Source organism: Bifidobacterium sp. WK012_4_13 (assembly GCF_041080835.1).
In the GTDB taxonomy this organism is placed as follows: domain Bacteria; phylum Actinomycetota; class Actinomycetes; order Actinomycetales; family Bifidobacteriaceae; genus Bombiscardovia; species Bombiscardovia fermentum.
Genome location: NZ_CP129683.1, coordinates 401,547 through 415,835 on the forward strand (window position 1 = coordinate 401,547; position 14,289 = coordinate 415,835).

The following is a 14,289-nucleotide window of genomic DNA, read 5'->3' on the forward strand; positions in this document are numbered from 1 at the left end:
AGATGGACACGGATTCGCAGCATGGGCAATCGCAGAAAGACACGCTCCTTGTAGTTGACGGTCATTCTCTCGCCTTCAGGGCATATTTTGCCTTGCCTGCAGAGAATTTCACGACGCAAAGCGGTCAGGCGACAAACGCCGTGTGGGGCTTCGCAACGATGCTCGCACAGGTCATCGAAGCGGAAAAGCCGAATCATCTTGCCGTAGCCTTTGATATGTCGGGCGGAACGTTTCGCAACAAGATGCTCAAGCAATACAAGGCCACCCGTGATGCCGCGCCTGAGGATCTGCTCAGTCAGCTGCCCCTCATCCAGAAGCTGCTCACTTCGCTGGGGATCATGTATGTCGAGCGACGCGGTTTCGAGGGCGACGACATCATCGCGACATTGGCGACGATGGGATCCCAGGCCCGATACAGGACTCTGGTTCTCTCTGGCGACCGAGACGCATTCCAACTGATCGACGATTATGTGACCGTGCTCTATCCGGGCCATCACTTCAAGGAATTGAAGCATATGACTGCCGGTTCGATTCAGGAAAAGTATCACGTCTCTCCATCTCAATACCCGGATCTTGCCGCCATGCGTGGGGAAACCGCGGACAACATCCCTGGCGTTCCTGGTGTCGGCGACGGCTATGCGGCAAAATGGATCAACCTGTATGGCGGTCTTCAGGGGATATTCGAACATGCGGACGACATTGGCGGGAAAAAGGGCGAGGCTCTGCGTGAGAACATCGAACAGGTAAAGCTCAACCGCAAGGTGAATGCCCTGGTTCGAGACATGGATCTTGGCGTTGACATATCAGATTTGGAATATGGCGACATACAGTCGGAGGAGCTTTCCAAGCTTTTTGATGAACTGCAGTTCGGTGCGCGTACCAGAAAGCGCATCGTTGCTGCATTCGGATCCGACGCTGGCACGAGGCTCGACCAGGCGCAGCCAGGGATCGAGAACGATGCCGTCGCAGAGACGCCAAAGGAAGAGATATCCACGGTTCTCGATCATGTCTCTGACGCCGATGCCTTTCAAGCCTGGGTTGCAGAGCATGGCGAGGCCGAACTGCCTTCGATCGCACCGGTCACGGATGCCGAAGGCAATCCTGCTCTCAATGAGTCCGCGGCAGTGGGATCCGCTCTCTCGAAGGCCATCACGCTATACGCCGACGGTAGGGACTCGCCAGGGAGAGAACGATTCCATTCGCTGACGATCGTCGCTGCCGACGACCATGCCGTCGTTCTCGACGATTTCAGCAAGGATTCCGAGATGAAGGAATCGCTCCAACGATTTCTCAATGACTTCGGATCATTGATATTGGTGCATGGCTACAAGGAGCAGAGGCATGTCCTCGACGCCTGCGGACTCAGCCTCAATGAACCCATGTTCGACACGAAGTTGGCCGGATACATCGTCGAACCTGACTTCCATGCCGACAGCCTGTCTGCATCCGCCGCTCACTTCCTCGACATTCATGACGAGAGCAATGATGTCACCATCGAGCAGGGAAGCTTTGCATTCGATAAAGACGATTCGGACGATGGCAAGGATTCCGAGGGTTCCGAGGAACGGGACGAACCAGAGTCCCTGAAGCGGGCAATTCTTGTCTCCCGGCTCGGGGTCTATCTGGCACCGATCATTGACGAGCGCAGACAATACAGGCTGCTGCGATCGATTGAGATCCCGGTTTCATCGACGCTGCATTCTATGGAATCGTATGGGGCGTCGGTGAGCACCCGCAGAATGAAGGAATTGCACGATCGCTTCGTGGCCGATGCTTCGCAGGCCCAGGATGTCGCATGGCAGAATGCGGGCTCCCGGATCAATCTGCAGAGTCCCAAGCAACTGCAGAAGGTATTGTTCGAGGATCTGGGACTGAAGCACTCGAGGAAGACCAAGGGCGGCTCTTACACCACCAATGCCGCAGCGCTGCAGAGCATGTACCTGAAGTCGACGGACAACCAGAAGGCGAATGACTTTCTGGGAGCTCTCCTCAGATACAGGGAGACCAACAAGCTCAAGCAGATCATGCAGACGCTCATCGACTCCGTGAATGCAGAAGATGGACGGATCCATACCACCTTTGAACAGACTGTGGCCGCCACAGGACGGTTGAGTTCGGTCGATCCCAATCTGCAGAACATTCCGAACAGGAATGCTCAGGGCCGTGAGATTCGTTCCGCATTCGTGCCTGCACAGGGATACGACTATCTCATGAGTTCCGACTACTCCCAGGTCGAGCTGCGAATAATGGCTGATCTCTCAGGCGATGAGGCGCTTATCGAGGCCTTCAAATCAGGCAGGGACTTTCATAAGTACGTCGCAAGCCTCGTCTATCAGAAATCGGTGGATGACATTACCGGTGATGAGCGATCCCATGTCAAGGCGATGAGCTACGGCCTGGCATATGGTCTGAGCACCTATGGGCTTGCACAGCGGCTTGCCGTCAGTCCAGCCGAGGCGGATATCTTGCGAGAGAAGTATTTCGCAACATTCGGCAAGGTCCACGATTATCTCGAGTCGCTGGTGAGCACGGCAAGGGATAAGGGCTATACGGAAACGATGTTCGGCAGAAGAAGGTATTTCCCTGGGCTGAAGTCCACAAGACGCCAGGTCAGAGATGCAGCCGAACGGGGAGCGTTGAACGCCCCGATCCAGGGCTCGGCTGCGGATATCATGAAGATAGCGATGATTCGTGCAGATGTGGCATTGCGTTCCGCAGGATTGAAAAGTCGGATAATTCTTCAGATACATGACGAACTGGTGCTTGAAGTCGTGGAATCCGAGGTCAGCAAGGTCACATCCCTGGTTTCAGAGGCTATGGAACACGCCGTCGACATCGCCGTGCCACTTGATGTCTCGACAGGTGTGGGTGCGGATTGGCAGCAGGCGGCACACTGAACGTGTCCGATTGGGTCCAGCTGGCCCTGGCTGGACGTGGCTGTCCCTGGCTGGACGTGGCTGGACATGGGGCTGGGACTCCGGATGCCTTCGTTGCCGGAGCTTCATCGTTCTTGCAGCTCTGGCAACGCAACCTGATCACGGCATCTCCGTGACGAGACATATTGGAGGTTTTTGAAATGGACAAAACAGCTTCTGATTCCGCAGATACAGGATCTTCCTCATCTGGCAAGCCTCGCAACGCAGAATCGTCGCAGCCGAATCTCAACCAGGTCGTCAGCATCCTCGAAGATCTCTATCCTCTCCAATATAGCGAGAGCTGGGATGCCCCTGGCCTTATCGTGGGTGACCTTTCCACGGGAATCAACAAGGTCATATTCGCCGTCGACCCGACCATGGACGTCGTGGACGAGGCAATCAGGCAGCATGCCAATCTCTTGATCACGCACCACCCACTCCTCTTCAAGGCGGTTCACCAAGTCAGCGGTCTCGGCTTTCGCGGAGGCATCGTCAACGCCTTGATCCGCAATCACTGTGCGCTCTGGGTGGGCCATACCAATGCAGATGTCTCCTACCGCGGCGTTGCGCAGAGCGCCGCCGACAGATTTGGGCTGCTCGATCAGCATCCGCTTATTCCTGCGGACATCCAGCAGCATGGCCATGATGTGGGCCTCGGGCGCGTGGGGAGACTGCCCAAGCCGCAGACCCTCAGGGAATTTGCCGCTTCCATTGCAAAGGTGCTTCCCAAGACGACGTCCGGCATTCAGGTCTGCGGCGAGCTCGACGGGCTGGTACGCCGGATTGCCGTGCTGCCGGGCTCGGGTGACTCGTGTTTCGATGAAGTCCGTGCCAGCGATGCCGACGTGTACGTGACCAGCGACCTGCGGCATCACCCCGTCACGGATGCATATCAGCAATCACGCTATGAATACATGCTCGCCGCTTCGGGATACGCTGCCGAAAGGGGACAGCATGATGCTCCATATCCAGCCTTCATCAACACGCCCCACTCGGCGATCGAACGCCTCTGGCTGGACTATGCGGCGACCGATCTGAAGGATGCGCTGCGGCGGCGCCAATTGCACGCCGTCGAAACACGCGTATCGACCTTGAACACCGACCCTTGGAATCTGCGGATCTGAAGTCTCGCAGTGGGGTTCGCGGGCCTATTGGCACCCCATTGTCAAGTTTTTGGCACTTGTCAGGATATACACGCCCTGAATCGTTGATATGACGGAGGCAGTCAAGCCGTTTTCGTGCGCGTCTACTCAGCGAAGTGCCAAAAACTCACGATCTGACGGAATCCGTTCAGCGCTGGGTGGTGGTGGAGCGAAGAATGCAGATGATGGAGGGACGATGGAGATTACGGAGGGACGATGGAGATGATGGAAACGACGCAGCAGCAAGACGATGACATAGACATGACCGGCAATCCGCGGATTGCAACGCGAATCACACGGTATTCCGGGGCGATCTTCGATGTCGACGACCTCAGCATCGATCTGCCGATCAAGGGCGGGAACTTCACGAGAATAACCCGTCAGATAGTCCGACATGCACCTTCGGTGGTGATGATCGTGCATGATACGGTCAGGGACTTGTATCTGGCGGAGCGAGAGTACCGAGTTGGCTGCAATGCCTTCGTGCATGGTCTTCCGGCCGGACTCATGGATGATGGCGAATCCGTACAGGACGCCGCGTTGCGCGAGCTGAGGGAGGAGACCGGCATCAGACCGGACGCACACGCATACACGGTGACATGCATCAGTGACGCGTATTCCTCTGTCGGCATGAGCGATGAAATATCACATGTCATGGCAATCGACCTTCACAGATGGAAGCTTGAATCGACGCATTTCGACGCGGACGAGCACGTCCAATCCGCATGGGTCTCCTGGGAACGCCTGTCCTCATTGAAGATCCAGTCCGCTACGTGCGTCATCGCCCTGCAGTTCGAGGCCATGAGAAGGGCAGGGGTCCAGGCGGCTCTCAATGTCAGGGAGACGCGCTGACGATGATGGTCCGCCCTGACGCGCTTGCATCACTCGCTTATCGTTTTGAGGTGTCATACTGTAATTATGCAAATTAGACCAGGTTCGATGTATCCGCTCGGTGCAGGCTATGACGGTGCGGGCGTGAATTTCGCATTATTCTCCCAGCTGGCCGAGAAGATTGAGCTCTGTCTCTTCGATGACGATGACAATGAGACACGGATTGAAATGAGCGAGCAGAACTCATTCGTCTGGCACAACTATGTGCCAGGAATACAGCCAGGCCAACGATATGGGTATCGCGTATACGGTCCCTATGATCCTGAGCACGGTCTGCGGTGCAATCCTCACAAGCTGCTTCTGGACCCATATGCGAAGGCCATCGAAGGCAATTCGGACGGTGACGAAAGCCTCTACTCATTCTGGTTCGACGAAGATGAGCACACGGGCATGAACACGCTGGACTCTGCCCCTCATATGATGAAGTCAGCAGTCGTGAACCCATACTTCGACTGGGGCAACGATCAGCATCCGTTCATTCCATATCACGACTCGGTCATATATGAGGCGCATCTGCGAGGCATGACCAATCTCAATGCCGAGGTTCCTCCCGAGATTCGAGGCACCTACGCAGGGCTTGCATATCCCACTGTCATCGATTATCTGAAGAAACTCGGCGTGACCGCCATCGAGCTGATGCCGGTCCACCAATATGTGAACGATGCATTCCTGCAGGAGAAGGGCCTCTCCAATTATTGGGGATACAACACCATCGGCTTCTTCGCACCGCACAATGAATACTCCAGCTCAGGCCAGCGCGGCGAACAGGTGAACGAGTTCAAATCCATGGTCAAATCCTTCCATAAGGCTGGCATGGAGGTGATTCTCGACGTCGTCTACAACCATACCGCCGAAGGCAATGACAAGGGCCCGACGCTGAGCTTCAAGGGCATTGACAACAAGTCCTACTATCGCCTGGTGGATGGCGACGAGGCGCATTACTTCGATACGACGGGCACCGGCAACTCCTTGCTCATGCGCTCTCCTCACGCCCTGCAGCTGATCACGGATTCGCTGCGGTACTGGGTCACCGAGATGCACGTCGATGGTTTCAGATTCGATCTGGCAGCCACCCTGGCCCGTCAGTTCCAGGAGGTCGACAAGCTGAGCGCCTTCTTTGACATCGTCGAGCAGGATCCGGTGATATCCAGGGTGAAGCTGATCGCAGAGCCATGGGATCTAGGTTCAGGCGGCTATCAGGTCGGTGGCTTCCCCTCGTCCTGGAGCGAATGGAACGGACGCTACAGGGACTGCGTTCGTGACTTCTGGAGGTCTCAGCCCTCGACGCTTCCCGAGTTTGCAAGCCGACTGATGGGCAGCTCCGACCTGTATCAGGATGACGGACGACGGCCCGTGGCATCAGTCAACTTCGTCGCTGCGCATGATGGCTTCACGCTCAGCGACCTGGTGAGCTACAACAACAAGCACAACGAGGCGAATCTCGAGGGCAACCGCGATGGGGAGAACGACAACCGTTCGTGGAACTGCGGAGTCGAAGGACCCACATCCATCGGCGACGTATCCGAGCTCCGCATGAGACAGTGCAGGAATTTCCTGTCCACCTTGCTGATAAGCCAGGGGATACCGATGATCTGCGGCGGTGACGAGGTCGGAAGGACGCAGCAGGGCAACAACAATGCCTATTGCCAGGACAACGACATCTCCTGGACGAATTGGAACCTTGACGACGAGCAGAAGTCGCTTCTGGATTTCACCACGAAGCTGATTCATCTACGCCTTGACCATCCTGTGCTGCACCGTCGACGCTTCTTCACCGGACGAGAGGCCGGTGACAAGTCCGATATCATTCCACAGGTCGAATGGTTCGACCATACCGGTTCGATCATGGACAAGAATGACTGGAACAACACCCACGCATTCTCGGTGATGGTGTTCCTCAATGGCGGTGAGATCCCCGAAAAGGATTGGTTCGGCACGAATCTCATCGACAACGATTTCATATTCATCTTCAATGCCCACTATGAGCCCATCGTCTTCACTCTGCCCGAGGAGAACTATGGCAAGAAATGGCAGCTCATGGTCGACACCTTCAATCCGAACGGCCCTCAGCTTGCGTATGAGGCTGGATTCGCGATCACCGCACAGCCACGAAGCTTCCTGCTGCTGATGAGCTCTGAGCAGCATAACAGGCTGGTGGAGCACTAGGGGAGTCGGGGTGGGTCTGTCGGACATGCACGGATATGGCCATTCAGGCGCGCAACACCCCATGAATGTGATAGATATCGCGATCTTATGCTAGTTTGATTGCTGGTGCTTTTGCACCGTCGGGCCATAGCGCAGCTTGGTAGCGCACTTGACTGGGGGTCAAGGGGTCGCGAGTTCAAATCTCGCTGGCCCGACAATTCTGTTTCACGGCAGCATGCCTGAATGCAAAGTCTCTTGACGGCGGATGCCATGCTGCACATTGATCGAGTAGCTCCACATGAATAGCTCCATATGAATCGTTCCATGCGAATCGGGTCATTGACGACCATCCGCATCCAACGGTTGCGCAGCGCCTTCGACGATTGGCCGTCTGAAATGCGAACGATTGCTTGTGCAAGGGACTAGACTAAATCTGGCCATGACCGAAAGGGAATCGATGACAGAAGAAGCATTTGAACTTTCTGCTGAAAAGATGCGGAAGCATGGCTTGAGCGATGTTTCCATCAAGCAATTCAAACGTCTGTACGACACTTGGCAGAGTGAGCAGTCGCAAACGTTCATCAAGGAAAACGACGTCGAAGCTCTTAAGGAAGTTCCCTATGTCGGTGACATCCATGACAAGATGAACCAGCAGCAGGCTTTGGATGCCTTCTCGAAAACCGCCTTCCTGAAGCTTAACGGTGGACTGGGAACGTCCATGGGTCTGGAAGGTGCGAAATCACTGCTTCCTGTGCGTCGGCACAAGGCCAGGCAGATGCGCTTTCTCGACATCATTCTCGGCCAGGTGCTCACGGCAAGAAAGCGCCTTGGCGTTCCTCTGCCCCTGATTCTGATGAATTCCTTCAGGACTTCGAAGGACAGCCTGAAACTGCTGAAGAAGAACAGGCTTTTCGAGCAGCATGACGTTCCCCTTGAGATCATCCAGCATGTCGAGCCCAAGCTGGTCCTTGAAACCGGTGAGCCTGTCGATTTCGCAGAGGATCCGGAGCTCGAATGGTGCCCGCCGGGACATGGCGACGTCTATTCGACTATCTGGGAATCCGGCCTTCTGGACATCCTGCAGGACAAGGGCATCAAATACCTCTTCATCTCGAATTCCGACAACCTCGGCGCGCGTCCCTCGCGCACCTTGGCATGGCATTTCGCCAAGTCCGGATCACCCTTCATGGTCGAAGTCTCAAGAAGGACCAAGGCCGACCGCAAGGGCGGCCACATCGTCTTCGACAGAAAGTCGGGACATCTGATGCTTCGCGAGATGAGTCAGGTCGCACCAGGCGACGAGAGCGATGCGACGAACATACGCAAGCACCCGTATTTCAACACGAATAGCATCTGGGTCAGGGTCGACGCGTTGAAGGCCAAGCTCGAGGAGTATGACGGAGTCCTGCCACTTCCCGTCATCGTCAACAAGAAGACAGTCGATCCGACTGATTCCGATACGCAGGAAGTGGTGCAACTGGAAACCGCGATGGGTGCGGCGATAGGTCTCTTCGAGGGGGCATCCTGCATCGAAGTCGACCGAATGCGTTTCCTTCCCGTGAAGACAACCGACGATCTGTTCATCATGCGGTCAGATAGATTCCATCTTACGGACTCATACGAGATGGAGGACGGCAACTACATATTCCCCAACGTCCAGCTTGATGAGCGCTATTACAAGAACATCAACGACTTCAACGAACGATTCCCATATTCCATTCCATCGTTGGCTGCAGCCAACTCGGTCACCATCCAGGGGGACTGGACCTTCGGACGCGACGTCACTATGTTCGCCGACGCCGTGCTTTCTGACCAGGGAAGGCCTTCATATGTGCCTAACGGAGAATTCGTCGGACCGCAGGGCGTTGAACCGGACGAGTGGGTCTAATTCGGACGTCGTATGTGAGCGGTCATCGTCATGAGACGATCCTCTTGAACGTCACTGTCCAGAGACCATAAATAGGGTTGCCATGACGACGCTTCAATGACCTTTGAACGCTCTTCTGCGGGCGTGTGAATCCGCTCTTCGCTGAGAATGATATTTGGACATTTTTTGAGTATTGTGCATGATTCAGGCAAAATACATCTAAGATAGATAAAGGTCTGTGCAAACACGCACAGTTACTTAGGTATGCTAACGATACGCGAGGACTAATGACAGAGGGAACGAATGGTAGGCGACGCTTCTCCGATAAATGGGGAAAGCATGAATTGGATGTGCTTGCCGTATTGTCCTCAGCCTTCCCGCAATGGCTGACATCCCGACAAATCGCACAGCGCGTCAAGGCATATGCAGATTCGTACGGTGAGCTTGCCGACCAGGCGGCAAAGGCTGCATTTGCTAAACAATTTCAACGTGACCGTGCCAAGCTCGCGGCGATGGGAATAGCGATTGAATCCCGACAACCGGAGTACTCATCGAAGTCTGAAGGACAGGACTTTGCCTCCTATCGTCTGCAGCTCGGTGACGAGCCGCGCGTCAGGCTCCGCTTCGAGCAGGATGACCTCCCGGTCTTGGCCGCCGCGAACTATCTCGCACGTTCCGTATCGATATCCCAGTCTTCGGAGCATCAGGAACACCATACTTCAAGAACCAGTCCGAGAGTTCCGCAGATGCCGGTTCCAGGGCTTGGTCTCGATTCGATAGCCCCAGGTCTGGGCACGCAACCCATTCCGGATGCTTTGGTCAAGGTGATCGACTCTCGCCGTTTCGCAGCGACCGTCGATGACAACGGCGAGCACATCAATGTCGCCTACACTGATTCCGACGATTTGGCCATGTTCGTGCTCGGTCATCCGGGTTCTTCGATCGTCAGCCCCCAGGAGGCCGCCGATGCCTTCAGCAGAAGGCTCCATGCGGCAACCCGGCTGCAGTCCATAGATGGCGCGGGAGACGAGAAACTCCCAGTACAGCTTTCGGATATCGATTCTGGGAAAGACCCGTGCGAAGTCAATCGCAAGGATGGCAGAAAGTCCTCGGCATCCTTCCAGACGGGGTCCGAAGTCGACCGGCGCCTGCGGCTGATGCTGTTCCTGTCGGCGCATCTGGGCGAGGAGTTCTCCATGAACGAGCTCGCCGAGCGTTTCATTGGCCGCGTTCGCGATGACGATGATCTGAAACGCTTCGTCAATACCATCCATAAAGACATCAATACGCTCACCACCGTGTCTGACGATGGTGAGATGGCCGGAAGCCAGTTCTTCGACATCGACTGGAACCTGCTTGAGACCGAGGGAATCGTCTCAGCGACGAATTCGCTTGGCCTTGAACGCCTTGCAGGTGTGTCTCCCCAATATCTGAGTCTGCTCACCGCATCGGTGAGCTATCTTGCCCATTCGCCTTTGCTTCCCGATTCCTCAAGGCAGCAGGCTCAATCGCTCTATCTGCGGTTGCGGCAGCATGTCGAGCCTGGAGTCACACCCTGGCTGAGCCTGACCGGATATGAGCTTGAACCGATGAGCTTCACCATCGTGAAGCGCGCCATCGACACGCAGTCGATGCTTGACATGGAATACACCGACGGCGCCGGCAGAACGCATCGCAAGATAGTCTCGCCTGCGAAGATATTCGTCGATGAGGGTGTCTATTACGTCGCTGCATGGACCGATCTCTATCACGTCATCGACATGAATGCGATAGCCGATGATCTGAAGGAGATCATAACCAAGCAGTCAGAGCAGCTGACGCATATGAAGGGCGAGCACCGCCAATGGCAGGTGCTGCGTCTCGCGCGCATCGAGCATGCACAGCTCATAGAGATTCCTCAGCCCTTGGAGATACCCGACGTTCCGATCAGCAGGCTGCGTGAATGGAGCTTCGACAATGGAACCGCGGCGGCCATCATCACTGACAGAAAGCATCTTTCCTTCGTGAAATCGCTTCCAGGAGCGACCGTGGAGGATTTCGGTTCCGGCGAGAAAGTCCATCTCACCGTCTCATCCGATTCTTGGTTCGTGGCATTCTGCATATCACATGCCCGCCATATCACTGCTGTCGCACCTGAAACCCTGCGAACGATGATCGTAGCCCGTGCAGAGCGTGAACTAAGCTTGGGAGAGCCTACTAGCGCAAACGGAAAGTGAGGAAGATGCCATGCCAGGATGGATTTGGTTGGTGCTGGTCATTTTCATGATCGCGATGCTCGTCGGCGGTGCCATCTACGTGGTTTTCCGGGCCATGGCTGCCATGCGTTCCGCAGGAAGACTCAGCTCGGCAATCGAGGAGAAGCTGTCGCCTGTTCAGGGAGACGACGAGAACTCGGCGGAGGCTCCACTGTTCACGCGTCCATTGCATGTGGCGGGGGAGCGCTATTCGGTTGCCCATGCGGAGGTTCTACGCAGGCATGACCGCATCCATGAAAGGCATATGCGGACTTGGCAGCAATGGAAGCATTTCAACGACTAGTTCATATTCGAAGGATTAACAGGAATCGTTATGCCAGATAATCCTACTCAGCGCTATGCTGCGTTCAGGAACAGACAGGCCCATGCTCACACCGCTGCCTTTCGCTTTGCCGAGGGGCTTCCGTTCGAGCTCGATCCATTTCAGGAACAGGCGATCGAAGCCCTGGAGGCAGGAGACAACGTTCTTGTCGCAGCGCCGACGGGCTCTGGAAAGACGGTCGTAGCGGACTTTGCGGTGTTCCTCGCTCAGGAGCACAATGTCAAGGCCTTCTATACGACGCCGATCAAGGCGCTGAGCAACCAGAAGTACCATGACCTCGTCGACGTATTCGGCGAGGACCATGTCGGACTGCTCACAGGAGACACATCCATCAACTCCGAGGCCGACATCGTCGTGATGACGACGGAGGTGCTCCGCAACATGCTCTATGAGCATTCCTCGACCTTGCAGGCACTGCGCTATGTCGTGCTCGATGAGGTTCATTATCTCGCGGATCGCTTCCGAGGGCCTGTGTGGGAAGAGGTGATCATACATCTCCCTCCTTCCGTGAAGGTCATCGGATTGTCGGCGACAGTGTCGAATGTCGAGGATTTCTCGGACTGGCTTCAGTCCGTTCGTGGGGACACCAAGCTGGTCATCACGGAGAAACGACCTGTGCCACTTGAGCAGCATGTGGCCGTCCAGGCGGACGATCATACACCGCCCGAACTCATCGACCTCTACCGCGCCGAATCCACTGTGAGTGCAGGCAGGCTGCCCAAGCTCAATCCTCAGCTGATCGAGCGTCTCGATCAGCTCGACAGGATGGCGGCACGTTCGCATGGCTCCGGCGCCGACCGCAAGCGAGACGGACGCGGACGCAACGCACATCGACGCAGTCCCTCCAATCGTTCTGGCAGTGCACGCCACATTCCGCGCAGATGGGCTGTCGTCGACGAACTTGACTATGAGGATTTGCTGCCGGGAATATACTTCATCTTTTCACGAAATGGATGCGATCAGGCAGTCGACCAATGCATGAATGCTGGTCTGGAGCTCACGACCGACGATGAAGCGCGGCGCATTCGCACCATCGTCGATGAGATGGTCGACGGGCAGCTGAGCCATGACGATCTGAAGACCTTGCATTTTTCGTCTTTCAGATTCGCCTTGGAAGAAGGTTTCGCCGCGCATCATGCGGGTATGGTCTCCCTCTTCCGACAGATTGTCGAACGGCTGTTCGAGGCGGGATTGGTGAAGATGGTCTTCGCCACCGAAACGCTCGCATTGGGAATCAACATGCCGGCAAGGTGCGTGGTCGTCGAGAAGCTTGAGAAATTCGATGGCACGGGTCATGTGACGCTTACGCCGGGGGAGTTCACCCAACTGACAGGCAGGGCAGGACGCCGCGGCATCGATCCCATCGGCCATGCCGTCGTCGTCGATCACCGCGACTTCGTTCCCGCAACTGCCGCCGCTCTCGCAAGCAAGCGAGTCTATCCTCTGCACTCGAGCTTCAGACCGACCTTCAACATGGCTGTGAATCTGCTCAATTCAAGCGATTATCGCACCGCACGCATGACCCTCGACCATTCCTTCGCCCAGTGGGAGGCGAACGAATCTGCATGGCAGCTCGAATCACGGATCGATACGCTATCGAAGGCCGTGAAAGGCTACGAGGATGCATTCGTGTGTGAATACGGTGATTTCGCCGAATTCATGAGCATCAGAATGAAGCTGTCAGATGCTCAGAAGCATGAGCGTCAGGAGCTCAGACACAAGCGTTTCCGTTCCGAAAAGTCCAGAAGCCGCGCATTCAGGGAACTTGATGAGCGCATAGCCGAGCTTCGCGATGAGGAGCGTCATCATCCATGCAGGGAATGTCCCGATCTCGCCTCGCATCTCAAGTGGGGTCACCGCTGGGTGCGCGAAAGCAAGGAACTCGAACGGGTTCGAGAACGATATGAGTCGCGAACGGGATCGGTCGCACGCCAGTTTGACCATATATGCGAGATTCTGAACGACCTAGGCTACATTTCACCCGACTACGTCAATGCCGTTCCCACATTGCGCCATGCTCCCTCATGCGATACGCCGGATGCCGCCACCCGGATCCAGGCAGACGATGGACGCGAATCGCTGCATGATGAATCAATGCATGAATCAATGCATGAATCAAAGGACCTCTCAAATGCAGCGGTCAACTATGCTCTGACTCCCATAGGCCAGATGCTGCGAAGAATATACAGCGAACAGGATCTGGTGCTCGCTCAGATGATCATGGATGAGGACCTTCGCGATCTTTCCTCGTCCGAACTGGCCGCGGTCGTGTCGTCCCTGGTCTATGAGTCACGTCGCGGAGAGGGCGGGGGAGATGGCAGTTTCCCAGGCGGCACGGACGGCAGCATCGCAATCTCGCTTCAGGCCTGTCTCGGCAGCAGGGCGCGCATCTCAATGCTCTGCGACGATCATGGTCTGGATACACCGAAGGAACTCGATTTTGGGATGTGCAGGGTGATATATGAATGGGCTAACGGTGAAGATTTGTCGGTCGTTCTGCGAGATTCCGAGATGACAGGAGGCGACTTCGTGCGCAATGCCAAGCGACTTGCCGACCTGCTTAATCAAATAGCCCAGGTCGGCACCTTCTTCAAGGACGCCGAGTCCCTGTCGAAGGTGGCGAAGCAGGCCGCGCGAGACGTCAACCGCGGCATCGTCGCATACTCTGGCGTCGATTGATACGGCTGGTGGCTGCATGCCGCTCACGCTTCGGTGTGAAGATCGCTATGAAGGTCGCTGCAAGGTCAGAGAC

The 14,289-nt window shown here is 55.9% G+C and carries 8 protein-coding genes and 1 tRNA gene; all 9 read left to right on the forward strand.

The annotated features are described in order from the left end of the window. The first annotated feature begins 2 nt into the window (after positions 1–2). The 9 genes from polA to QN062_RS01630 all read left to right on the forward strand — a co-directional run bounded on the left by polA (position 3) and on the right by QN062_RS01630 (position 14,216). On the forward strand, positions 3–2,897 hold the full coding sequence (polA, locus tag QN062_RS01590; RefSeq protein WP_369341881.1) for a DNA polymerase I: 2,895 nt from the start codon (positions 3–5) through the stop codon (positions 2,895–2,897). Between the two features lie 179 nt (positions 2,898–3,076). After that, complete coding sequence (locus QN062_RS01595; RefSeq protein ID WP_369341882.1) at positions 3,077–4,039, forward strand: Nif3-like dinuclear metal center hexameric protein; 963 nt, start codon at positions 3,077–3,079, stop codon at positions 4,037–4,039. Positions 4,040–4,273: 234 nt separating this feature from the next. Next, the gene (locus QN062_RS01600) at positions 4,274–4,909 is read left to right on the forward strand and encodes an NUDIX hydrolase (protein ID WP_369341883.1); all 636 of its coding nucleotides are present in this window, start codon (positions 4,274–4,276) and stop codon (positions 4,907–4,909) included. A gap of 66 nt (positions 4,910–4,975) precedes the next feature. Next, positions 4,976–7,114, forward strand: a complete 2,139-nt coding sequence (gene glgX, locus QN062_RS01605) for a glycogen debranching protein GlgX (protein WP_369341884.1) — start codon at positions 4,976–4,978, stop codon at positions 7,112–7,114. Positions 7,115–7,234: 120 nt separating this feature from the next. Beyond that, a tRNA-Pro gene (locus QN062_RS01610) sits at positions 7,235–7,308 on the forward strand. A 224-nt stretch (positions 7,309–7,532) separates the two neighbouring features. Beyond that, positions 7,533–8,981 carry a UTP--glucose-1-phosphate uridylyltransferase gene (locus QN062_RS01615; RefSeq protein WP_394854675.1) on the forward strand — a complete coding sequence of 483 codons (1,449 nt, stop codon included), beginning with the start codon at positions 7,533–7,535 and terminating at the stop codon, positions 8,979–8,981. A 266-nt stretch (positions 8,982–9,247) separates the two neighbouring features. Beyond that, positions 9,248–11,176, forward strand: a complete 1,929-nt coding sequence (locus tag QN062_RS01620; protein ID WP_369341886.1) for a helix-turn-helix transcriptional regulator — start codon at positions 9,248–9,250, stop codon at positions 11,174–11,176. Positions 11,177–11,186: 10 nt separating this feature from the next. Then, the gene (locus QN062_RS01625) at positions 11,187–11,498 is read left to right on the forward strand and encodes a hypothetical protein (RefSeq protein WP_369341887.1); all 312 of its coding nucleotides are present in this window, start codon (positions 11,187–11,189) and stop codon (positions 11,496–11,498) included. Between the two features lie 30 nt (positions 11,499–11,528). Beyond that, positions 11,529–14,216, forward strand: a complete 2,688-nt coding sequence (locus tag QN062_RS01630) for a DEAD/DEAH box helicase (RefSeq protein ID WP_369341888.1) — start codon at positions 11,529–11,531, stop codon at positions 14,214–14,216. Positions 14,217–14,289: the final 73 nt, after the last annotated feature.

Excerpts from the sequence above, each read along its gene's own strand:
- polA (WP_369341881.1), top strand. The coding sequence starts at position 3 with ATGGACACGGATTCGCAGCATGGGCAATCGCAGAAAGACACGCTCCTT.
- QN062_RS01595 (WP_369341882.1), top strand. The coding sequence starts at position 3,077 with ATGGACAAAACAGCTTCTGATTCCGCAGATACAGGATCTTCCTCATCT.
- QN062_RS01600 (WP_369341883.1), top strand. The coding sequence starts at position 4,274 with ATGGAGATGATGGAAACGACGCAGCAGCAAGACGATGACATAGACATG.
- glgX (WP_369341884.1), top strand. The coding sequence starts at position 4,976 with ATGCAAATTAGACCAGGTTCGATGTATCCGCTCGGTGCAGGCTATGAC.
- QN062_RS01615 (WP_394854675.1), top strand. The coding sequence starts at position 7,533 with ATGACCGAAAGGGAATCGATGACAGAAGAAGCATTTGAACTTTCTGCT.
- QN062_RS01620 (WP_369341886.1), top strand. The coding sequence starts at position 9,248 with ATGACAGAGGGAACGAATGGTAGGCGACGCTTCTCCGATAAATGGGGA.
- QN062_RS01625 (WP_369341887.1), top strand. The coding sequence starts at position 11,187 with ATGCCAGGATGGATTTGGTTGGTGCTGGTCATTTTCATGATCGCGATG.
- QN062_RS01630 (WP_369341888.1), top strand. The coding sequence starts at position 11,529 with ATGCCAGATAATCCTACTCAGCGCTATGCTGCGTTCAGGAACAGACAG.